Below are 18,477 nucleotides of genomic sequence, written 5' to 3'. Positions count from 1 at the left end.
GCGGTGTATTCGCCGGGAAAGACGGCAACTCAGGCTGTTTTGCGCATCACCTTGCCGGGTTTTTTCTGGTTGCCGTGTGCTTCCTGCAGGCAATCGTGGGCGCATGAGGCGCAGCGACCGCAGTCGCGGGTCACACCCAGATCGCGCCGCAGGTCTTTCAGGGTTCTGGCCCCGCCTTGCGCGGCTTCACGAATCTGGCGATCGGTCACTGCGTGGCAAACACAGACGTACATGGCATCAATTCCGAAGAAAGATTGAACAATGAGAACCATTCGCATTGTATATAAATGCGAATGAATGTCAATTGTGTTTCGTTGGTTTCAAGGCGTTCTGAAATTATTCAAGCTCGGCCGCATCGAGTGCGTTCAGTCGATTGATGTTTTCAGCAAGCGATCTGGCCAGGCTTGATGCCCCTGTATTTTTCATGAAAATGCATGGCTTGCCTGTCCGCTTGCACTGTTCCTTGACCCGCCAGTAAGCGTTGTGGCTGATGCAGCCAGCTTGGCAGATGACCAGGTCGGCCGCGGCCAGTGCACCATCGATCCGGTGCAGACTTTCTTCAAGGCCGCCGTCGTGGTGCAGGAAGCGTCCGCCATGCTGCTCGATGATGCCGCGGTAGGCTTCGATCGATCCTGCCCGCCCGCCGACGCACAGGACATTTTTGCCATCCAGTCGTTCGTGGCTGGCCAGTTGGGCGATAGCGCAGTCCGGGCCCGCGGATGTTTCATCTATCGCGGTGTCGGGCAATCCATTCTGGCCGCTTCGGCGCAGTGCGTTGTTTTCCAGTTCGAGTCGGGCGGCATGGGCAGAAATGGCCAGCGCGCGTGCTTCTGCATCACTGGCTCGACGGGCTAGCGCCTGCCTGTTCTTGAGTTCGGGAATGCTGCTGCGCAGGGTGTCCAGTTCGCCTGCCTGACGCGCCAGGCAGGCGTCTTTGCCGGCCAGTTCGATGCGTAATTCGCTGATGCACTGTTCCTGGCGTTGTGCTTCGCGCAAGCGTTCTTCGCGGATCAGGGCAATTTCCTGGCGAGCGAGCATGGCCTGGCGTTCGAGCTCCCGATTTTCTTGCTGCAGTTTGGCGAAAGCTTTCAAGTCGGTCCTTGTGCCGGTCCCGATCTGGTGCTGAAGCATATGGATGTCGCCATAAATTTCCTGCTCCAGTGCTTTGTCGCACGACGGGTGCGACCATGTTGCCCAGAGTGCGGCAGGAATGGCCGTTCCGATCCGCAGACTTTCCTGCCAGAGTTGTCGAAGGCCCTGAGTCTCCCGAGCTGCGGCAAAGCGCCGGATGTCCGTCTGATAGCGGCGTTCCAGTGTTTTGTAGAGAAGCTCGGCGAGCGGAGTGCGATGCTCGCAGGCACCGACGGCACTTGTGTGCAAAACGAAATCGCTGGTGTCACCCGGAAAGTGCATCACTTTTTTCATCAGGCTGCGAAGTTCATCAACGGCAAAGCAGACGCCAATGATCGGGCAGTGGAATTTGTGCGAAATTTCCCACAGACGCCGGCGACGCGAACCTCTGGCGAGCTGCTCGCTGGCTTCGGGCAAGCTGAAGTCAAATGGCTTGGGCAAGCCGGGAAATGCCGGGGCGGCGGGAAGGCTGCCGCCAGCGACGTGGAAAGGGAATTGTTTGGGCATGGCCTGATCCGGTTGGCTGGCTGGCTAACCCGTTCGGGCGTGGCTGGCTGATGGGGCAAATGAAGCGTGTTGCGGTCTACTTGGTAAATCCGGGATTTTTGCTGCTCTGACTCAAGCGGATGCTGGCTCGGTCACACAAGGCCCGGGTTGCTTCGTCCAGGTCGCTGGCATCCGAAATACATTCGAGTAAACGGGCGGCCTGACTGGCGGCATGGGGGCAGGCGGTTTCCGAATGATGGAGCAGAAGGCTTAATGCGCCGGCCCACAGTTCTGTTTTTGGCATGCTCGACTCCTTGCTTAAAGCCAGTTATGCGCAGACATCAAGACCCACAGGACAAACCCGGCAAACGACAAGTTAAGGATGCTGCTCATGACATTTCCCTATACAAGAATTGTTCTCATTGTATGGGTGGGATGGTGCTTTGTAAATAGGAATTATTCCTATTTGTGAGTGGGTTTTCGAGCTTGGCACCTGTGCGGTGCGAAAGAGGTACCGTTGTCTATTGCCGGGTGGCAGTTTCAAGCCAGCGCAGCAGCGTGGCAAAAAGAATGTCGGGATCAACCGGTTTGGCAATGAAGTCATCCATACCCGCTGACAGACAGGCTTGGCGGTGATCTTCGAAGGCATTGGCAGTCATCGCCAGAATCGGTGTTTTGCTGTTGCGTGGCTGCGTCCGAATCTGCCGGGTGGCTTCCAGACCATCCATTTCCGGCATTTGCATGTCCATCAGGATGATGTCAAAACGGCCATTTTCAGCCTGTGTGACGGCTTCACGTCCGTTGTTGGCGATGCTGACCGAGAAGCCAAGCACATCCTGCAACAGTTCTTTGGCGACTTCCTGGTTGATCAGGTCGTCCTCGGCCAGCAGGATGTGCGTGCCGGGGAAACGTGATTTCAGAATGCCTTCCGCATCGATCGACGAATGTGGACTAGCTGCCGCAGGCTGCGCACAGGCTTCCATTTTGCCCAGCGGAACAGAAAAACGGAATGAACTGCCGGCATCCGGCGTGCTTGTGACGCTGATTTCACCGCCCATCAGTTGGACGACTCGTTTGCTGATTGCCAGACCGAGCCCGGTACCGCCGTATTTGCGCGTGGTTGAATCATCGGCCTGCTCGAAAGGATTGAATAGCCGGGCAATCGCTTCCTTCGAAATACCAATGCCGGTATCCCTGATTTCAAAGCTGACAAGAAGTTGGTCGTTGATTTCTTCCTGCACTGCAACGACGATTGAAATACTGCCGCGTTCGGTGAACTTGATCGCATTCCCGACCAGGTTGAGCAGTACTTGCTGGATGCGAAGCGAGTCGCCCCGGAGTACGCGATTGGCCAGGTCGGGCTCGATCTGTTTGTTCAGAACCAAGCCCTTGGCACCGATCCGGTCTATCGAGAGACTATCGATGTTGCTCAGGATGGTCCCCAGGCGGAATTCTGTTTTTTCCAGAACCAGGTGATCGGCTTCGATCTTGGACAAATCAAGAATGTCGTTGAGCAAATGCAGCAGATGATTGGCCGACATACTGATCTTGCCGAGCCGTTCACCCTGCGCCTGGTCGTGGTTGTTGCGACCGACGATGTGGGTCAGGCCGATGATCGCATTCATCGGCGTGCGCAATTCGTGGCTCATGTTGGCCAGGAAGGTGCTCTTGGCGCGGTTGGCCATTTCTGCGCTTTCCTTGGCTTTCGACAGGTCGGTGGTCCGCTGTTCGACCAGTTCTTCAAGGTGGTTTCGATGGTTGATCAGTTCAAGCTCAGCCTGCCGGCGAAGGGTGATGTCTTCGCCGGACGACAGGGTGCCGACGATCTGGCCGGAAGCATCCCTGAGCAGCGTATTGCTCCAGTAAATCAGGCGACGTTCGCCCCGGCTGTTGATGATCTGGTTCTCATGGTTTTCAGGAATGTCGGTATCACCGGCAATCATCCCGGCAAAAAGGCAGCACACTTCCTGCACCCTCTCGGGAGGCAGGAAATTCTCGAACCAGTTCATGCCGAGCAACTCTGCACTGGGACGGCCGATGATTTCCGCCCCTTTTCGGTTGATCATGACAATCCTGCCCTGCGTATCGAGCGCAAGCAGCATGACCATGGCAATGTCCAGATAATGCTGCGCCAGATCGCGCTCCTGAGCCAGTGCGGCAGTTCTTGCCACGACGTCCGCTTCGAGGCGCATGTGCGATTGCTGGATGCGGTCGGCCATGCTGTTGAAGGTGTCGGCCAGTTGTACCGTTTCCGCACTCTTGCCCGATTCCATACGGACATCCAGTTGTCCCTGGCCCAGTTGTTCGGCGTTGGCGGCCAGCGTTTCCAGCGGCAAGGTCAGCCGGCGGGCGGCCAGCACAACAAGCACCAGGGCCAGTACGGCAAGCAGTGTTCCGAGCGTGAGCAGGTGGTGTGCCTGGATATTCAGCGAGGTCAGGGCGGAGTCGACCGTTTGCAAATGCACCAGACTCCAGCTTTGAGCGCCGCTCAGCGGGATGTGGCGGTAGACCGTGATGAATGATTGACCAAAGGGGTCTTGTTCAATCAGCGAGCCTTCAAAACCGCTGGCAATCATGTTGCCCGGCCGGTAGTTGTCGTAGGCCGGATTGTTCGACGGGTGGCGCGCCAGTTGACGGCCGGTGTTGTCGAACAGCAGGGTCGTGCCGGGATGGCTGGCGTGTACGCCCTCGATGAGAAGATAAGGGGTATCGAGTATGGCAATGACAATGCCGACCAGGCGGTCATGGTCATCCGAGTTGTGGACTTGACGGAGAATGGCCAGATTGGGCCGGTCGGCATAATTGACTTGCTCGATCAGCTCCGTCACGCCTGGCCGTGAGGCGCGCTCGATCAATGCTTCACGCGCAAAGCGCTGGCCGACCTCGTTGGTTTTTGACGAGGCACGAATTTTCATGGTGCTCGGGTCGACCAGGGAAATTTGCAGGTAACGATCCGGATAGGCGCGCTGAAGACGTTCAAAAACCCGTTCCAGATTCTGTTGCAGCTCGCTTTCGACCTTGCCTGACGTCGTGGCCAGCTGGATTTCCAGTGTCCGGCTTTCGGCCAGCACAAGAATGTCGCCCCGGCGCTCGTTGATCGATTGCGCAAAATATTCGCGTTGTTGATCGGCCGAGGCTTCGAGCAGTCGCGATGATTCAGCCAGTTTTTGTTCGCTCGCTCCTTGCAGGCTGATCAGTGGCAGACCGTTGAACCACAGCGCAAAAAGAATGCCGAGGACGAGGAGAAAAAGTCCGCAAAAATAGATCGAGATGCGTGTCGAGAATCGGAAGGGTACCGATTGCATGGGCTTACTCGGCATAGTCGAATTGTTTGGTCTGGTATTTGCGCTGATCGGACATGACACGTTCAAGGCCATCGTAATTCAGTGCCGTAACCACTTTTTCCCAATCTCCGTGTTTGGGAATCTTGTTTTTACCTTGGAGGAAGGTGAATTCACTACGCAGGACAGGCGGTGAGCCTGGCGATGAAATAATGGTCGGTGCCGAGGGGACGTTCAGTATTTCGCGGCGGGTGATGGCCACAATCTGGCTGATCGGCAGCGCGACCGGTTTGCCTGAGAATTTCTCGACATCGGCGATGGCCCACCGGGCGGCCAGTTCGATGTTTTTCTGGCTGCGTCGCATCCATTCGATGGCCCGGACAAAGCCGGCGACCAGAACACGAGCGGCTTCAGGGTCATGTTTCTCGAAATTGCGGTTGATCACGAAGTAGTCCGAGCTCAGACCGCGAAAGACGATCCGGTGCTTGTCATTCTGGCCGAGAGCAATTGACGGCGCAGGCTCCCAGGCAGCAAATGCATCAATTTGACCGCGTGCCAGTGCATCCGGCATGTCATCGACCCGCATCGGGACCAGCGTGACATCATTTTCCGTCAATTTGGTCGACGCCAGCCCCTGCAGCAAGGTGTGATGGGCGCTTGAATTTTCGACGTAGCCAATACGTTTTCCGGCAAGGTTACGAATCTGGATTTCGCCTTTGGCAACAATCGAGGTGGATGTTTGCTTGACCAAGCCAACAATCAATACATCACCGGTTGCTGCACTCAGGATGGTCGGAACATCGCCGAGCAAGCCGGCTTCGAGGCGTTGGTCGGCGAGCAGGGCAAGCATGTCTGCCCCGCGTTGAAAGGGATAAGCCTTGAGCGGGTGTCCCAGTTTGTTTAATTGAACAGCCATGATCCGGTCGCGGCCCATGACTGCACTGATCAGACCGGAAGGGTAGCCGAGTGGCTGAATCCCCAGATCCAGGGAAGGCGAAGCAGGAGTTAGCCCGTAGCGATCGAAATAGGCTTCGGCCAGCACTTGTCCGGCCGGCAGGAGCAGTGCTGCGGTCAACAGCACTCCTGCACTGAAAAATCGCCAGCGAAAATCAGCCTTCATCAAGCAGTCTCCACATTATCGATTGCGTAACGATTTGAATAATCGTCATGTCATGTTAGTCGAAAAATGTGGAGACCACAGCTTGTTTCACTGCGGACGGCGAATCAGTCGCCGCCGGCTTCCATGTGGGCTTGAAGATAATTGGGCAGTGTCACGTTGGCGATCAGGCTGTGTTGCGTTTCCAGCCAGTCGATTGCCTCTTCGCAGTGCTCAAGCAATTCTTCCAGCAAGTCCCGGCTGACGTAGTCCTGCAGGCTTTCGCAGAGTGCAATGGCATCGATCAGCAGCGGACGCTGGATGTCGCGTTCGTAATTCAGATCGCCTTGCAAGCATTCGACGACATGTTCGCCAATCATCAACTTGCCGAGGTTTTGCAGATTGGGCAGGCCTGCGAGGAAAAGGACGCGTTCGATGACTTCGTCGGCTTCCTTCATGACGCGAATCGACTGCTTGTACTGGTAGTCGTTGAGTTTTTCCAGCCCCCAGTTACGGAACATGCGAGCGTGCAGGAAATACTGGTTGATCGCGGTCAACTCGTTTTTCAGCACCTTATTCAGGATTTCGATGACTTTCTTGTCGCCTTTCATCGTTGTCGCTCCTTAAGCCGGGGTGCCGGAATTCATCTGGCTCTGCTGGTAATTCTGCAGGCCGACCAGTTCGATCAGGCGGAGTTGTTTTTCAAGGTAATAGGCATGATCCATCTCGGTATCTTCGAGCTGGATGGCAAGCATGTCGCGGGTCACGTAATCCTGGGCCTTTTCACAGGCCGCCATGGCTTTTTTCAGTTCCCCAACCACCTTGTATTCGACGGCAAGGTCGGACTTCAGCATGTCCGGCACCGTCTTGCCGACCTTCAGCGCTTCGCGCTTGGCCAGATTGGGGGTGCCTTCGAGGAACAGGATGCGCTGGATCAGCGCCCGGGCGTGCTGGCGTTCATGATCGGATTCGTGCAGTGATTTTTCAGCCAGCTGGGACAGGCCGAAGTCAGCGTACATTTCGCCGTGGATCAGATATTGATCAACCGCCGTCAGCTCACCGGCCAGCAGGTTGTTCAGGATATCGATGATTTTTTTATCGCCCTTCATGGCATTCTCCGTAAATAGATGGAACTTGTGGCTGGCTGGTGAAACTTAACTGGCTTGCCCGGAGGCCTATTCTAGGTGGTGGGGAGATCCTTTTCCACCCAGATGTGTCTTGCGACAGCATGTTCCAGCGCCAGTTCCACTTCATCGGCCAGAATGACCGTCATCGGTCGCTGTTGAAGAATCCGGATCGGGCGATTTTCGGCCAGGCCGTAGGCGGTCAATTGTTCGCGCTGCAAGGGATCGATCTCGTCACCCAGCGCAATCAGGCGGACATCGTTGCCGGGGGGAATGAAAGCGAGTGGCAGGCGGGCTTCGTGTTTCGAGTTCATGTCTTTTCAGACCCAGAGTGCGCGCAATATCCAGTTGAACAAACCGCCGATAAAGAAGGCGAAGGGCACAATGACGGCGACCATGCCGAGTGCAACCCGGCTGCCTTGTTCCTTGACCATCATCATCAGGCTGGCAAAGCAGGGGATGAACAAGGTGATGGTGATCATGCCGACGACTGCCTGGATCGGCGTCAGGCCGTGGGCCATGGCGAACAGTCCGGTAGCGCCGAAATCACGGCGCAGAAAACCCATGACGAAGGCCGCCGAAGCTTCCTTCGGCAGGCCGAGCCAGCCCGAAACAAGTGGTTCGCCGGCTTCGATGATGGCTGGCAGAGCGCCGGATTTATCGAGCGCGAACATGATCAAGGTGCCGAGCAGGAAGAGCGGAATGACTTCGATCAGGTACCACTTCAAGCGGCCGCCGGTTTTCTTGAGTACGTTGGCAAAGATGGGCAGGCGCATCGGCGGCAGTTCGGTGACCAGCGGAATGCGTCGTCCGGGAATTAGTTTGGCCGCCAGGAAACCGGCCAGCAGCAGTATGCCGACCATCGCCACGGCCCAGATCAGTACGGCGGCAAAAGAAACGCCACCGAGCATGCCGAGCACGACGCCCAACTGCGCCGAGCAGGGAATGGCCAGGGCGAGCAGGAAAATGGTGATCAAACGTTCGCGCCGGCTGTGCAGGATGCGCGTCGTCAGCGTTGCCATCGTCACGCAGCCGAGGCCGAGCACCATCGGCAGTACGGCGCGGCCGTTGAGGCCGATCATTGCGAATAACCGGTTGGCGATCACCGTCAGGCGCGGCAGGTAGCCGGAATCCTCAAGCACGCCGAAAGCGAAGAAAAAGGTGGTGACGATGGGCAGGATCAACGCCAGGGCGTAGGTCATGCCCATGGTCCACAGGCCGTACTGGCCGACCAGCAATTCGGCCAGCCAGGGCAGGTTGACCGCGGCATGGACCGCTTCGCTGAACAGTGGATTGAGAATGCCTTCGAAAAGGTCTTTTTCCATTAGCCCGACGAGCACAGAGGCACCAAAGACGCCGACGAATTGATAAACGGCAAACAGCACGCCGAGCAGGATGGGAATGCCCCACACGGGATGCACGACGTATTGTCCGATGCGCTGCGAAAGCAGCGGGCTGCTTTTCGGGGCGCGCTGAATCACGCTGGCTGCCAGGGTGTCTGCCGCCTGGGTGCGTTCGCGCGACAGCAGGGTGGGCAGGTCGCCTTCGGCTGGTTGGCTTGCCGACTGGCGCAGTGCCTCAAGGGGCGGATATTGCTCGCCCGTTGTTTCGCGCAGCCAGTTTTCAACTTCGGGGTCGCCCCCCAGATACAGGATGGCCAGGCCACGCGCTGCCAGATGCGGGTGGGCCGCATGGGTTTCGATGTATTGGCCGACTTGTCCGATGGCGGTCTCGATTTCGGCATCGTAGCGGAGCAGCGCCTGCGGTCGACGGGCCGAGGCGATTTCGCCGATCAGGGCGCCGATTCCTTCACCGCCGGTCGCCACCGTGGCCAGCACCGGTACGCCGAGTTCCTCGGCCAATGCCGGAATGTCGACGGTTACGCCGCGGGCGGCCGCTTCGTCGTGCATATTGAGCGCCAGTACCATCGGGACACCCAATTCGGCGAGCAAGGCACTGAGCGTCAGTGTGCGGCGCAGGTTTTTGGCATCGCCGACTTGCAGCAGGGCGCGTGTATCTTCCTTGAGCAGGGCGCGCATCGTGGCGCGTTCGTCGTCGCTGCGCGAGGGCAGCGCCAGCACGCCGGGGGTGTCGAGCAGCGTGGTCCCGGGGTCGAAGCGGGCGCTGGCCCGCGTTACTTCAACCGTTGTTCCAGGATAGTTGGAGACATTGACGTATGCCCCGGTCAACCGGTGAAAAAGGACGGATTTCCCGACATTCGGGTGGCCGACGAGAAGGACGGCGCTGGCGCTGGAGGCGAGGGTATTCACGTGGATTCTGGTTGTTGAGGCATCACGGTCGGCCGGGAACGTTCCCGGCCGGGCAATACTTTACGCCGGATTGTTTACCAGATGAAAAATACCAGGCTCCAGATGCCGGCCATCAGACCGATCGACCACAGCATCGCAGCAACTGCCAGGCCGGATTTGAACAGGCCGGTCGCGGCCGCTGCGCTCAGGCGCAGAGACAGCCACAGACTGCCAAGGCAGCCGGCGCCGAGCAGGACAATGCGGAAATAAGGCAGCCAGCCGAGCCAGACATGTTCGGCCTTGAGATGCGTCACGGTGAGCATCGAAAGTCCGAGAATGACGCTGGCAGCAGCGAGTGGCGTCAAGGCCAGGGACAGACGCTGCCATGACAGTGCCGGCGTCTGCAGGCAGCGGCTGGCGAGGAGCGGACCAAGCAACAACAGGCTGCCGAGGAGAAAGCCGCCGCCCAGCAGGTAGGCCAGGATCAGGCTGCCGTCGAGCCAGGTGAACAGATCGTTGGCTTCCGGGTAATGGGTCAGCAGCCACCAGGGAACGTCATTGTCGAGCAAGGTGAACTGGTCGTGTTCGACCAGCCACTCGGCAGCCTGGATTTTGGCCTGGAGCAGCCACGGACTGAGTGTCCACTGAAAGGCTGCGGTGGCGACGCCGAGGACGCCGTAGAGCAGGGTCAATGCATCCGGCGTGCGGGCCGGCGCATCGAGGTTGAGCACTTCGGCAAACGGGGAACGGGCCGAGAAGGTGACGGCATCGCGCTGGCCGGCGCAACGGCCGCAGGCATGACATTCGGAGGCGCTGGTCATGCGCCGCACATCGAGCAGCGGCGCACAATTGACCGGCTCGAAATCGCCTTCGTGCTTGTCCCAGGCGGCACGGTCAACCTTGTAATGGAGCGGGGCAATCTTGGCCAGGACGGCAAAGACACCGGAGGCCGGGCACAGGTAGCGACACCAGATCCGCTTTTCCCGGCCGTAGAGCAGGCCGATGACGACTGCTGCCACGGTCGACCCGCCGAGGACCAGCAGGGCGGCTTGCGGATACTCATAAACACTGACCAGTTGGCCGTAGACCGTGGTGCAGATGAATGCGACGAAGGGCCAGCCGGTCCATTTGAGCCAGCGCGGCAGCGCCTTGCCCCGGCCGTATTGGCTGACCCACTCGGAAACCGCGCCTTCCGGGCAGAACAGGCCGCACCAGACGCGTCCCATGGTGACTGTGGCAATCATCACGCCCGGCCACCACAGCCCCCAGAAGCAAAATTGGGCGAAGAGGCGCAGGTTGTCCCAAATGTGGGCATCTTCCGGCGGTAAAGGCAAAAATGCCGGGATGATGACCATCGCGGCATAAAGGATGACAATCAGCCACTGGACTGAAATGATCAGGCGGCGGTTGTTGCGCAGGAAAAGGCCGACTTTTTCGAGTCGACCGCGGGGTTTTTCAGGATAAAAGCGAATGGCATGTTCAGCCATGGGCAGTTCTCCGCCAGGCCAGCAAGACAACGCCCCAGTAAGTCGCCCAGGCCAGCAGGCCGCTCAGTGCCGGGCGAGCGCGGTAGCCGGAAAAATCGGCAATCAGCTTGCCGGCCTTGGTCGTGTCGTCAATCAACTGCGACGTATCCCAGACCGGATCGAGCAAGGGCGGTAGCCAACCAGCGCCGATCAGGCGGTCGACCGCAGCAACCAGCAGGGCCGAAGCGAGAATCAGCAGCAGGATCGACGAAAGACGCAGCAACAGGCCGATATTGAGTCGAGCCAGGCTTTTTGCGGCGAGCCATGCGGTCGCACCGGCGCCGGCGAAACCGGCCAGGGCACCGATCAGCAGATTGCCGAGATTGCCTTCCTGCGACATGCCGTAAAGAAAGATGACGGTTTCAGCACCTTCGCGGGCGACGGCCAAGGCGGCCACGACAGCGACACCAATCAACCCGGAACGCTCAGCCGCAGCCGACAATTCGGCATGCAGGCGGGCTTTCATCTGGCGACCGTGCCGGCGCATCCACAAGACCATCTGGGTGATCAGCCCGGCCGCAACGAAAAGCGTGGCGGTCTGGAATATTTCAAGCGCTTCGCCGGTCAGTTCGTCCTGAACTGTGAGCAAGGCCCAGCCGAGCAGCATGGCCAAGCCAGCACCGGCGGCCAGACCGAGGAACAGCGCCCGCTTGCCTTTGCCGGTATCGTCGTTGGCCTGCAACCAGGCGTAAAGAATGCCGGCAATCAGAAAGGCTTCGAGGCTCTCGCGCCAGACGACGAAAAATGCGTTACCCATGATCGCTGTCCTTATTTGGCGACAATCCGGCCTTGACCGGTTTCCGGATGAAAGTCGTCAAAAAATTTGTACGTACCCGGTTTCATCGGGAAAAAAACCAGGTTGCGGGTCACACCGGGAGCGAGTACCAGTTCCTTCTTCAATTCCAGACTTTCGAACTCCGCCGCGCCCGGACCCTCGTTTTTGACCTCCAGCCTGAAACGCGTATTGGCCGGAACCTCCAGCGTTTCAGGATAAAGGCGGCCTTCTTTCATCAACAGCTTGATGGTCGGCATATCGTCGGCCATGGCTGCGGTCGACAGGGCAAAAAGGCTAAAAACGAGGAGGGCGAAGCGTTTCATGAAGGTTCTCAGTAAGCGATATTGGCGCGCAGGGCAAAGACCTTGACCGATTTGGCATCGCCATTGCCGCCACCATTGGTGACGTACTGGAAGTCAGGCGATAGTTCGAATTGCGGCGACAGGCGGTAGCGGTAATAAATTTCTGTCAGCTTTTCGGCCCCTTGCGGCGTGAAATTGTAGGCGACTTGCGTCTGCTTGTCGTCGAGCCAGGTGCTGGCGGTACTTGTCCGGTAGCCCTTGCCCGATTCCAGCCAGGCGCCGGCGATGCCGATGCTGTCGGCGCCGCGGTTCCAGTAGCTGCCGGAGAATTCAACACCTGCCGTGACGCTCTGGTTGAACGGCAGTTCACCCTTGATCAGCTTGCCGTAGCGGGCGAACAGTTTGATCCCGTCGCCAACCCGCTGGTCGATCGAGGCGCCAATCCCGGTGTGTTTGTTCAGGTTGCCGTCGTAGTCGGTCCCCTGGCTGCGGTTCCAGCCGTAGAGGCGGTAGTTGCCGGTCAGGCCGCCGAACAGTTTCAATTGTTTTTCAGCCTGGACCATGAGCAGTGGCGAAGAGAGGCTGCGCTGGTAATTGGCCCCCTTGTCACCGGTGCCGAACAGGCCAACCGACAAGCGCCACGGTTCGGCCTTGTTGAAGTAGTTCAGGTAGGAAGCGACAAAACCTGGCTGGAAACCGTTCGCATCGACGCCGACTTCGCCACCCGCATCGAGCAGTGGGTTGTGGACGAAGACCGAGTTCATGAATTGTTTGGCTTCATCCCCGGCGGCGGCGTTCTGGTCGAAAAAGCCGAAGATGTCCATCTTGCCGACGGTCAGTTCCAGCGTCTCACGCGAGTAAGGCTTGAATCCGAGGAAAGGCAGCGGGATGGCTGCCTGGTACCAGGCCTGGCCGAGAATGGTGACGGAGGAATCAGGATCAAGGCCGGAGGCGCGGAAGGCCAGGGCGTTCGGTGCGCTGGCGAAGTGGCCGAGATTCGAGAAGGCTGAGTTCAGGCCGAGCCCCTGGCCCATGCGCAAATGCGCAAAAAGCTTGTGGTTGATGTCGCCAAGCGGCTTGAGCGGCAATTCAACCGAGATGTCTGCACGGTAATTGAGCTGGGAACTGCCGTTTTCGATGTCCTTGGGCAGGCCGTTGGCATGCTGCGCGACGGTGGCCAGCGAGGCTGCCACTTTGATGCCGTCGAGGCCTTCGGCAATCTTGGCGGCTTTTTTCTGGTTCAGTGCGTCCTTTTCAACAGCCTTCAGGCGCACCGTCAGTTCCGGCTCCTGTTCCGAAAGGCGTGGGCTGTCGAGGCCTTGGGCGATTTTCTCGTTCTCGCCCTTGAGTTGCTTCACTTCCTTTTCCAGATCGGCGTTGCGCGCTTCCAGTTTTTCCATCCGGGCCAGCAGTTTTTCCAGTGCGGCATCGCTCGGTGCGGCGAGTACGGGCAAGGCCAGCCCCGCTGCGACGAACGCAGCGCTGATTTTGGCGAGGCGCATGATCAGTAGCCGCCTTTTTTACCGATACCGACGTAGGTGAATTCGTATTCGACTTCAAAAGGCTTGAACCACGGGCGAACGCCGGTTGCGCGGTCGGTGTGGCGGCCGAAATGCGAATGCGGGTTGGCCGACGGCGGAAGAATGTTGTATTTCACCTTGTACTTGCCCGGGCCAGCCAGCTTGATGTTGTCGCCGTAGTGTGGCCCATCGTTGGCCACCATCGGCATGAAATCGCCGGCAACCTTGAAATCGCTGCCGATTTTGCTGACTTCGAATTTGACAACCAGGTAAGGAATCCATGCCCCTTCTTCAAAACCGTTCGGGTTGTTGGCCAGTGCGTGAATGTCGGCTTCGATGTGAATGTCCGACTCGGTGGCCTTGCGCATGTGGCCTTCCGGTTCCATTTCAACCGGCTGCAAATAAACGGCGGCGATTTCCATGCCGGCCCGTTGTTGCGGTACGCCGATCGGATATTCGATAGCCAGGGCCGGTGCGGCCAGTGCAGCAGAAATGGTCAGTGCGGAAACAAGTTTTTTTATAGTCAGCATTGCAGAACTCCCTGATGTCTCTGGCTGGCTGGCAAAGACGGGCTTTGCATTGCTGGCTTGAGAATGAATGAAATGAAACGAATTAGTGCGCGTCACTACCTGGTTGTGTCACGAAACCGATCTTGGTCAGTCCGGCCCGACGTGCGGCGCTCATGGTTTCAGCCACGGCTTCGTAGCGGGTGTTGCGGTCGGCCTTGAGGTGCATTTCGACGTGCGCATCCTGGGCGACTGCGGTCTTGAAGCGTTCTTCGAGGGTGCTGCGGTCTACCCCTTCGGAACCGATGAAAATGTGGTTGTCAGCATTGATCGCCACCTGCAGCGTCATCGGCTTTTCCGGTGTCGGCGTGCTGGCTGCGCGCGGCAGGTCGACCGGTACCGAATGCGTCATCAGCGGTGCGGTGATGATGAAAATGATCAGCAGCACCAGCATCACGTCGACCAGCGGCGTCATGTTGATTTCCGCCGTCGGCATCTGGTTCTGTTGCGAATTGAAGCTGCCCATCGCCATGATTACGCGACCTCGGCAGCAGCGCGGGCGCGCATCGGGTGGATCTGGGCGCTGTTGGCGACAAACGGCTTGCCGACCGTGAAGAAGGCATGCAGGTCGTGGGCGAAGGCGTCGAGATCGGCCAGGATGACGCGGTTGGCGCGGGTGAAGGCGTTGTAGGCGAAGACGGCAGGCAGCGCAACGGCCAGGCCGGCGGCGGTCATGATCAGTGCTTCACCGACCGGGCCGGCGACTTTTTCCAGTGCGGCCTGACCGGAGATGCCGATTGCCACCAGCGCGTGGTAAATCCCCCAGACGGTGCCGAACAGACCGACGAACGGTGCCGTGGCGCCGGTCGTGGCGAGCAGCGTCAGGCCGTTTTCCATACCGGCCTGGGTGCTCGACAGTTGCTGGCGCAGGGCGCGTTCCATTTGTTCGGCCGGGTCGAAGCGGGAAGCCAGGCGGCCGGTTACGGTTTCGCAATCGTGGTTGCAGCAGTTGGCCTGCTCGGCCAGTTGCGCGTAAGGACTGTCGCTGCCGGCATCGCGCAGGCGCTCGATCCCTTCGGTGACGCTGCTGGCCGCCCAGAACTGGCCGACAGCGCGGGCCGAGCGACGAACGGTCCACCAATCCCAGGCTTTGGCCAGGATCAGGTACCAGCTGGCAATCGACATGATCGCCAGAATGATCGCGACGCTGTGTGAAATGGCATCGCCTGCAGCCCAAAGGTGGGCGAAGCCGAAAGCGTTTTGCGTGGTTTCCTGCATGTTATTGCTCCAATTTGAAAATGATGGGTACCAAAACCCAGCTTTGAGTCGGGGTGTCGCCACGGCGGGCGGCGACGAATTTCCAGTTCTTGACGGTGTTGACCGCAGCGTTGTCGAGGCGCTCGCTGCCGGAAGATGTCTTCACTTCAACCTGTTCCGCCGTTCCCTGCGGGCTGACCAGGACGCGCAGCATGACCTTGCCTTCTTCGCCCATGCGGCGTGACAGCGGCGGGTAGGGCGGGGCCGGGTTGCGCAGGTAGTCGGCGTCGAAACGGGCTTGCGTCACCGCCGGTGCGGCCGGTGCCGGCGGGGCCGGTTTGACTTCGGGCGGGGCGGCGACCGGTGCGCTGGGCGCCGGAACGACGCTTTGCGTGGCTTCGATCTGGGGCGTCGGGGCTTTGGGGGCCGGGCTAGGCTGCCTGACCGGTTGCGGCTTGACGACCGGCAGCGGCTTGGGTTCCGGTTTGGGTTCGGCCGGTTGCAGCAGGTCGACGACCAGCGGTATTTCCATCATCTGCGGGACGACGGTCTTGGCTGCAAAAATCAGCAGAAAGATGCCGACATGCAAGCCGATGACCAGTGTCAGCAGGCTGCTGCGTCGGCTGTTTGAAGCCTGGGATAGGGTGTAACTCATGAATTTCGTTTTCCGGATTGTCCCGAGCCGGCCGGAAAAAACCCTTGGCTGGCTGTACATGCTGGCTACGGGAACGAGAGGTACAACGGAGATCGTTGGTGGCTGGCCTATTTGGTCAGGATCAGCTTGTTTTCACGCGTCACGCGCAGCAGGTAGCGTTGGCCGGCGTGCATGATTTCAAGCGTTACAGCGCCGCGCAGCAATTCACTGGTGTCTATCCGCGGCAAATGGGTGCCGGATAGCGGTGGTGTTGCGGGTGAAGGCTGGGAAGGCGGGTTCATGATATTCCTGCAAATGAGAACTTGTCGCAATTTTACGTAAACGCGAATCGTTGTCAATTACATTCGTTTGCAATTTGTCGATCAAACGTTATATCTGTCGCCTGCCATTCCCAGTCAAAGTGCTCTCTTGTGCCTTAGAACGTGAAGCGCATGCCCAAGCGCAGGGTGCGCGGTTCGATCGGATGCACCAGGCGGCCATCGATGCCGCCGCCGCAACTGCCGTTGGCGGCTTCGCTACGCGTGCAGGCGCCGCCCCAGTATTCGATGTCGTTGGCTTTCTTGTCGAACAGGTTGAGTACATCGAGTGTGAATTGAAGCTGGCGATCGTAGCGGTAACCGGCTTTCAAGTTGGTCATCCAGAAGGCCGTCGATTTTTCATGCGCCGTTTCTTCAAGGGCGTAGGCCCCGATATAGCGCAGGCGCAGGCCGCCAAAATAGCGGCCGCCCTGGTCGGCCGTCAGGCCGAGCGAAGCGGTCAGCGGGATGGCATTCGGTACATGGCGTCCGCCGTTATCGGCGTTGGCTGTCTTGAAGCGGGCTTCGGACAGGGCCAGATCGGCATCGATGATCAGGCCATCGGTCGGCACGATGTAGTTGGACCATTCGATGCCGTGCCGTTGCGAGGCGCCCTTGGGTTCGGTGATGCCTTCATCGCCGATGAACACCAGCTCGGAGGCCAGATCCATTTGCCACAGTGACAGGCTGGTATGCCAGCCGCGCAGTGGCGCGGCACGCATACCGATTTCCGAGCCGCGGGCCTTGACTAGCAGCGGGACGGCCATCGTCGCCGAACCGTCCTGCGGGTTGGTTCTTGCTGTTGCACCGCGTACATCGTTGCTGTGGAAGCCGTTGCCCCAGTTGGCGTAAAACTCGGTGGCGCCGAGCAGGTTGAAGGGGCCGATGGTGATGCCGAGTTTGGGGCTGGTCTGGCCGGCGCTGATATCGCCGCCATTGCTCATGTTGTTGGCGCCACCCAGGGCGCTGGCCTGGGCCCGGATTTCGTCGCGGCGCAGGCCGATGTTGCTGCGCAGCCATGGAGTCCACTGGCTACGCGCTTCGAGATAGAAACCGAGTGCTGTCTCGTTGATGCGGTCTTCGCGGACGGTGTTGGTGCGCTGGCGATTCTCCGTGCTGTACAGGCCAACGTGGCTGATCCGGTCCTGACGCAGTGAGACGCCGGCGGTAATTTCGCTGTCCTTGAACTGTGGACCGAGAAACCAGCTGCGGCTGGCCTGGCCGCCCCAGATGCGTCGCTCGTCAGCCTGCTCGTGCTGGTCGCCATTCAGTCCGTTGATGTAGCCGGACGGGGCGGAGAAAAGATTGAGCCCGTAATCGATCAGATATACGTTGGCCCGGGTGGCGCCTTCTTCACCGGTTCTGGCCCATTCGCCGGACAGGCTGTAGCGGTGCGTTTTGCCGCCATCGTTGGCTGACAGCGCACCGTAGCGACCGATCTCGCCGCTCTGGATGGCGCGTTCCGGAACATGTTCGGTGGCTCTCCAGTCCGCCTTGTAAGCCATTGCCGTGACGGCGTAGCCATTGTTCGTCGTACCGTTCGAGAGACGCAGCACGATATTCGTCTTTTTCAGGTTTTCCGGCTGATCCCAGGGGCCGTCGTTACCGGCCAGCTCCAGTGCGCCGAGCAACTGGTGACCGGCCATTTCGCTGCTGCCCGCCGTCACCAGGCGGCGAAAACCGTTGCGGCCGATGCTCATGTCGACAAACGGGCTGGCCAGGCTACGCTGATAATCGATCCGGGCCGAGCCGGCCGTGGCGAAATCGCCATCGTCCGCTGCATAGACGCCCTTGCGGTATTTGACGCTGGAGATCAGTTCCGGGATCAGGAAGTTCAGATCCATGTAACCCTGACCATGGCCATGGGTGACCATGTTGGCCGGCATGCCCATGACGTGGGTTGAAAAGTCGCTGCCGTGATCGAGATTGAAACCGCGCAGGAAATACTGGTTGGCCTTGCCGTCGCCGGAGTGTTGCGTGACGATCATCCCCGGCACCGTTTCAAGTACTTCGGCCGGCCGCAACAAGGGACGATTGGCCAGTTGTTTGGCGGTGACCGTTCCTTCGGTGGCCGAATCGGCAACGCCGATCAGATTCTGCTGGCCGCTGCTGACGGTCACTTCTTGCAGCGTCGGCACGCCGGCCGCCTGGGTGCTACCTGAAAAAGCAAGCAGCAGGGCGGCTGTCAGGGGCGATGTTCTAAACGATTTCACTGGCATGGGGAGTCTCCGCAGGCGGGGGAGATTCGAAGGGGCGCGCTGGGCGCAGCGCGA

Annotated in this window: 19 protein-coding genes; all 19 read right to left on the bottom strand. The window is 59.2% G+C overall.

Going from position 1 to position 18,477, the window contains the following annotated elements:
- Positions 1-29: 29 nt before the first annotated feature.
- The 19 genes from GBK02_RS13255 to GBK02_RS13165 all read right to left on the bottom strand — a co-directional run bounded on the left by GBK02_RS13255 (position 30) and on the right by GBK02_RS13165 (position 18,423).
- Entirely contained in the window at positions 30-233 is a 204-nt protein-coding gene (locus GBK02_RS13255) for a (2Fe-2S)-binding protein (protein WP_203467109.1), read from the bottom strand.
- Positions 234-336: 103 nt separating this feature from the next.
- On the bottom strand, positions 337-1,638 hold the full coding sequence (locus GBK02_RS16910) for a DUF2325 domain-containing protein (protein WP_239003026.1): 1,302 nt from the start codon (positions 1,636-1,638) through the stop codon (positions 337-339).
- A gap of 76 nt (positions 1,639-1,714) precedes the next feature.
- A complete protein-coding gene (locus tag GBK02_RS13245) occupies positions 1,715-1,921 on the bottom strand; it encodes a hypothetical protein (protein WP_203467108.1) in 207 nt (68 codons plus the stop codon).
- A gap of 217 nt (positions 1,922-2,138) precedes the next feature.
- Positions 2,139-4,922, bottom strand: coding sequence for an ATP-binding protein (locus tag GBK02_RS13240; protein WP_203467107.1), 2,784 nt, complete (start codon positions 4,920-4,922; stop codon positions 2,139-2,141).
- A 4-nt stretch (positions 4,923-4,926) separates the two neighbouring features.
- Positions 4,927-6,018 carry an NrtA/SsuA/CpmA family ABC transporter substrate-binding protein gene (locus tag GBK02_RS13235; protein WP_203467106.1) on the bottom strand — a complete coding sequence of 364 codons (1,092 nt, stop codon included), beginning with the start codon at positions 6,016-6,018 and terminating at the stop codon, positions 4,927-4,929.
- A gap of 104 nt (positions 6,019-6,122) precedes the next feature.
- The gene (gene bfr, locus GBK02_RS13230) at positions 6,123-6,605 is read right to left on the bottom strand and encodes a bacterioferritin (protein ID WP_203467105.1); all 483 of its coding nucleotides are present in this window, start codon (positions 6,603-6,605) and stop codon (positions 6,123-6,125) included.
- 12 nt (positions 6,606-6,617) lie between these two features.
- On the bottom strand, positions 6,618-7,103 hold the full coding sequence (gene bfr, locus GBK02_RS13225) for a bacterioferritin (RefSeq protein WP_203467104.1): 486 nt from the start codon (positions 7,101-7,103) through the stop codon (positions 6,618-6,620).
- 71 nt (positions 7,104-7,174) lie between these two features.
- The gene (locus GBK02_RS13220) at positions 7,175-7,432 is read right to left on the bottom strand and encodes a ferrous iron transport protein A (protein WP_203467103.1); all 258 of its coding nucleotides are present in this window, start codon (positions 7,430-7,432) and stop codon (positions 7,175-7,177) included.
- A gap of 6 nt (positions 7,433-7,438) precedes the next feature.
- Positions 7,439-9,388, bottom strand: a complete 1,950-nt coding sequence (gene feoB / locus GBK02_RS13215; protein ID WP_203467102.1) for a ferrous iron transport protein B — start codon at positions 9,386-9,388, stop codon at positions 7,439-7,441.
- A 74-nt stretch (positions 9,389-9,462) separates the two neighbouring features.
- Positions 9,463-10,854, bottom strand: a complete 1,392-nt coding sequence (locus GBK02_RS13210; protein WP_203467101.1) for a 4Fe-4S binding protein — start codon at positions 10,852-10,854, stop codon at positions 9,463-9,465.
- Complete coding sequence (locus tag GBK02_RS13205; RefSeq protein WP_203467100.1) at positions 10,847-11,650, bottom strand: FTR1 family protein; 804 nt, start codon at positions 11,648-11,650, stop codon at positions 10,847-10,849. Before GBK02_RS13205 ends, GBK02_RS13210 begins: the two co-directional genes overlap by 8 nt.
- A gap of 11 nt (positions 11,651-11,661) precedes the next feature.
- Positions 11,662-11,991 carry a cupredoxin domain-containing protein gene (locus GBK02_RS13200; RefSeq protein ID WP_203467099.1) on the bottom strand — a complete coding sequence of 110 codons (330 nt, stop codon included), beginning with the start codon at positions 11,989-11,991 and terminating at the stop codon, positions 11,662-11,664.
- An 8-nt stretch (positions 11,992-11,999) separates the two neighbouring features.
- Positions 12,000-13,472: a carbohydrate porin gene (locus tag GBK02_RS13195; protein WP_203467098.1), complete on the bottom strand. Its 1,473-nt coding sequence runs from the start codon at positions 13,470-13,472 to the stop codon at positions 12,000-12,002.
- A gap of 2 nt (positions 13,473-13,474) precedes the next feature.
- Entirely contained in the window at positions 13,475-14,020 is a 546-nt protein-coding gene (locus tag GBK02_RS13190; RefSeq protein WP_305852113.1) for an iron transporter, read from the bottom strand.
- 82 nt (positions 14,021-14,102) lie between these two features.
- Positions 14,103-14,528: a biopolymer transporter ExbD gene (locus GBK02_RS13185; RefSeq protein WP_203467097.1), complete on the bottom strand. Its 426-nt coding sequence runs from the start codon at positions 14,526-14,528 to the stop codon at positions 14,103-14,105.
- A 2-nt stretch (positions 14,529-14,530) separates the two neighbouring features.
- On the bottom strand, positions 14,531-15,274 hold the full coding sequence (locus tag GBK02_RS13180) for a MotA/TolQ/ExbB proton channel family protein (protein WP_203467096.1): 744 nt from the start codon (positions 15,272-15,274) through the stop codon (positions 14,531-14,533).
- A gap of 1 nt (position 15,275) precedes the next feature.
- Positions 15,276-15,908: an energy transducer TonB gene (locus tag GBK02_RS13175; protein WP_203467095.1), complete on the bottom strand. Its 633-nt coding sequence runs from the start codon at positions 15,906-15,908 to the stop codon at positions 15,276-15,278.
- Between the two features lie 107 nt (positions 15,909-16,015).
- Positions 16,016-16,189, bottom strand: a complete 174-nt coding sequence (gene hemP, locus GBK02_RS13170; RefSeq protein WP_203467094.1) for a hemin uptake protein HemP — start codon at positions 16,187-16,189, stop codon at positions 16,016-16,018.
- A gap of 134 nt (positions 16,190-16,323) precedes the next feature.
- The gene (locus GBK02_RS13165) at positions 16,324-18,423 is read right to left on the bottom strand and encodes a TonB-dependent receptor (RefSeq protein WP_203467093.1); all 2,100 of its coding nucleotides are present in this window, start codon (positions 18,421-18,423) and stop codon (positions 16,324-16,326) included.
- Between the last annotated feature and the right edge of the window lie 54 nt (positions 18,424-18,477).

The sequence above is a fragment of the Dechloromonas sp. TW-R-39-2 genome (genome assembly GCF_016864195.1).
In the GTDB taxonomy this organism is placed as follows: Bacteria; Pseudomonadota; Gammaproteobacteria; order Burkholderiales; family Rhodocyclaceae; genus Azonexus.
This window is presented reverse-complemented; position numbering and strand designations above follow the sequence as displayed.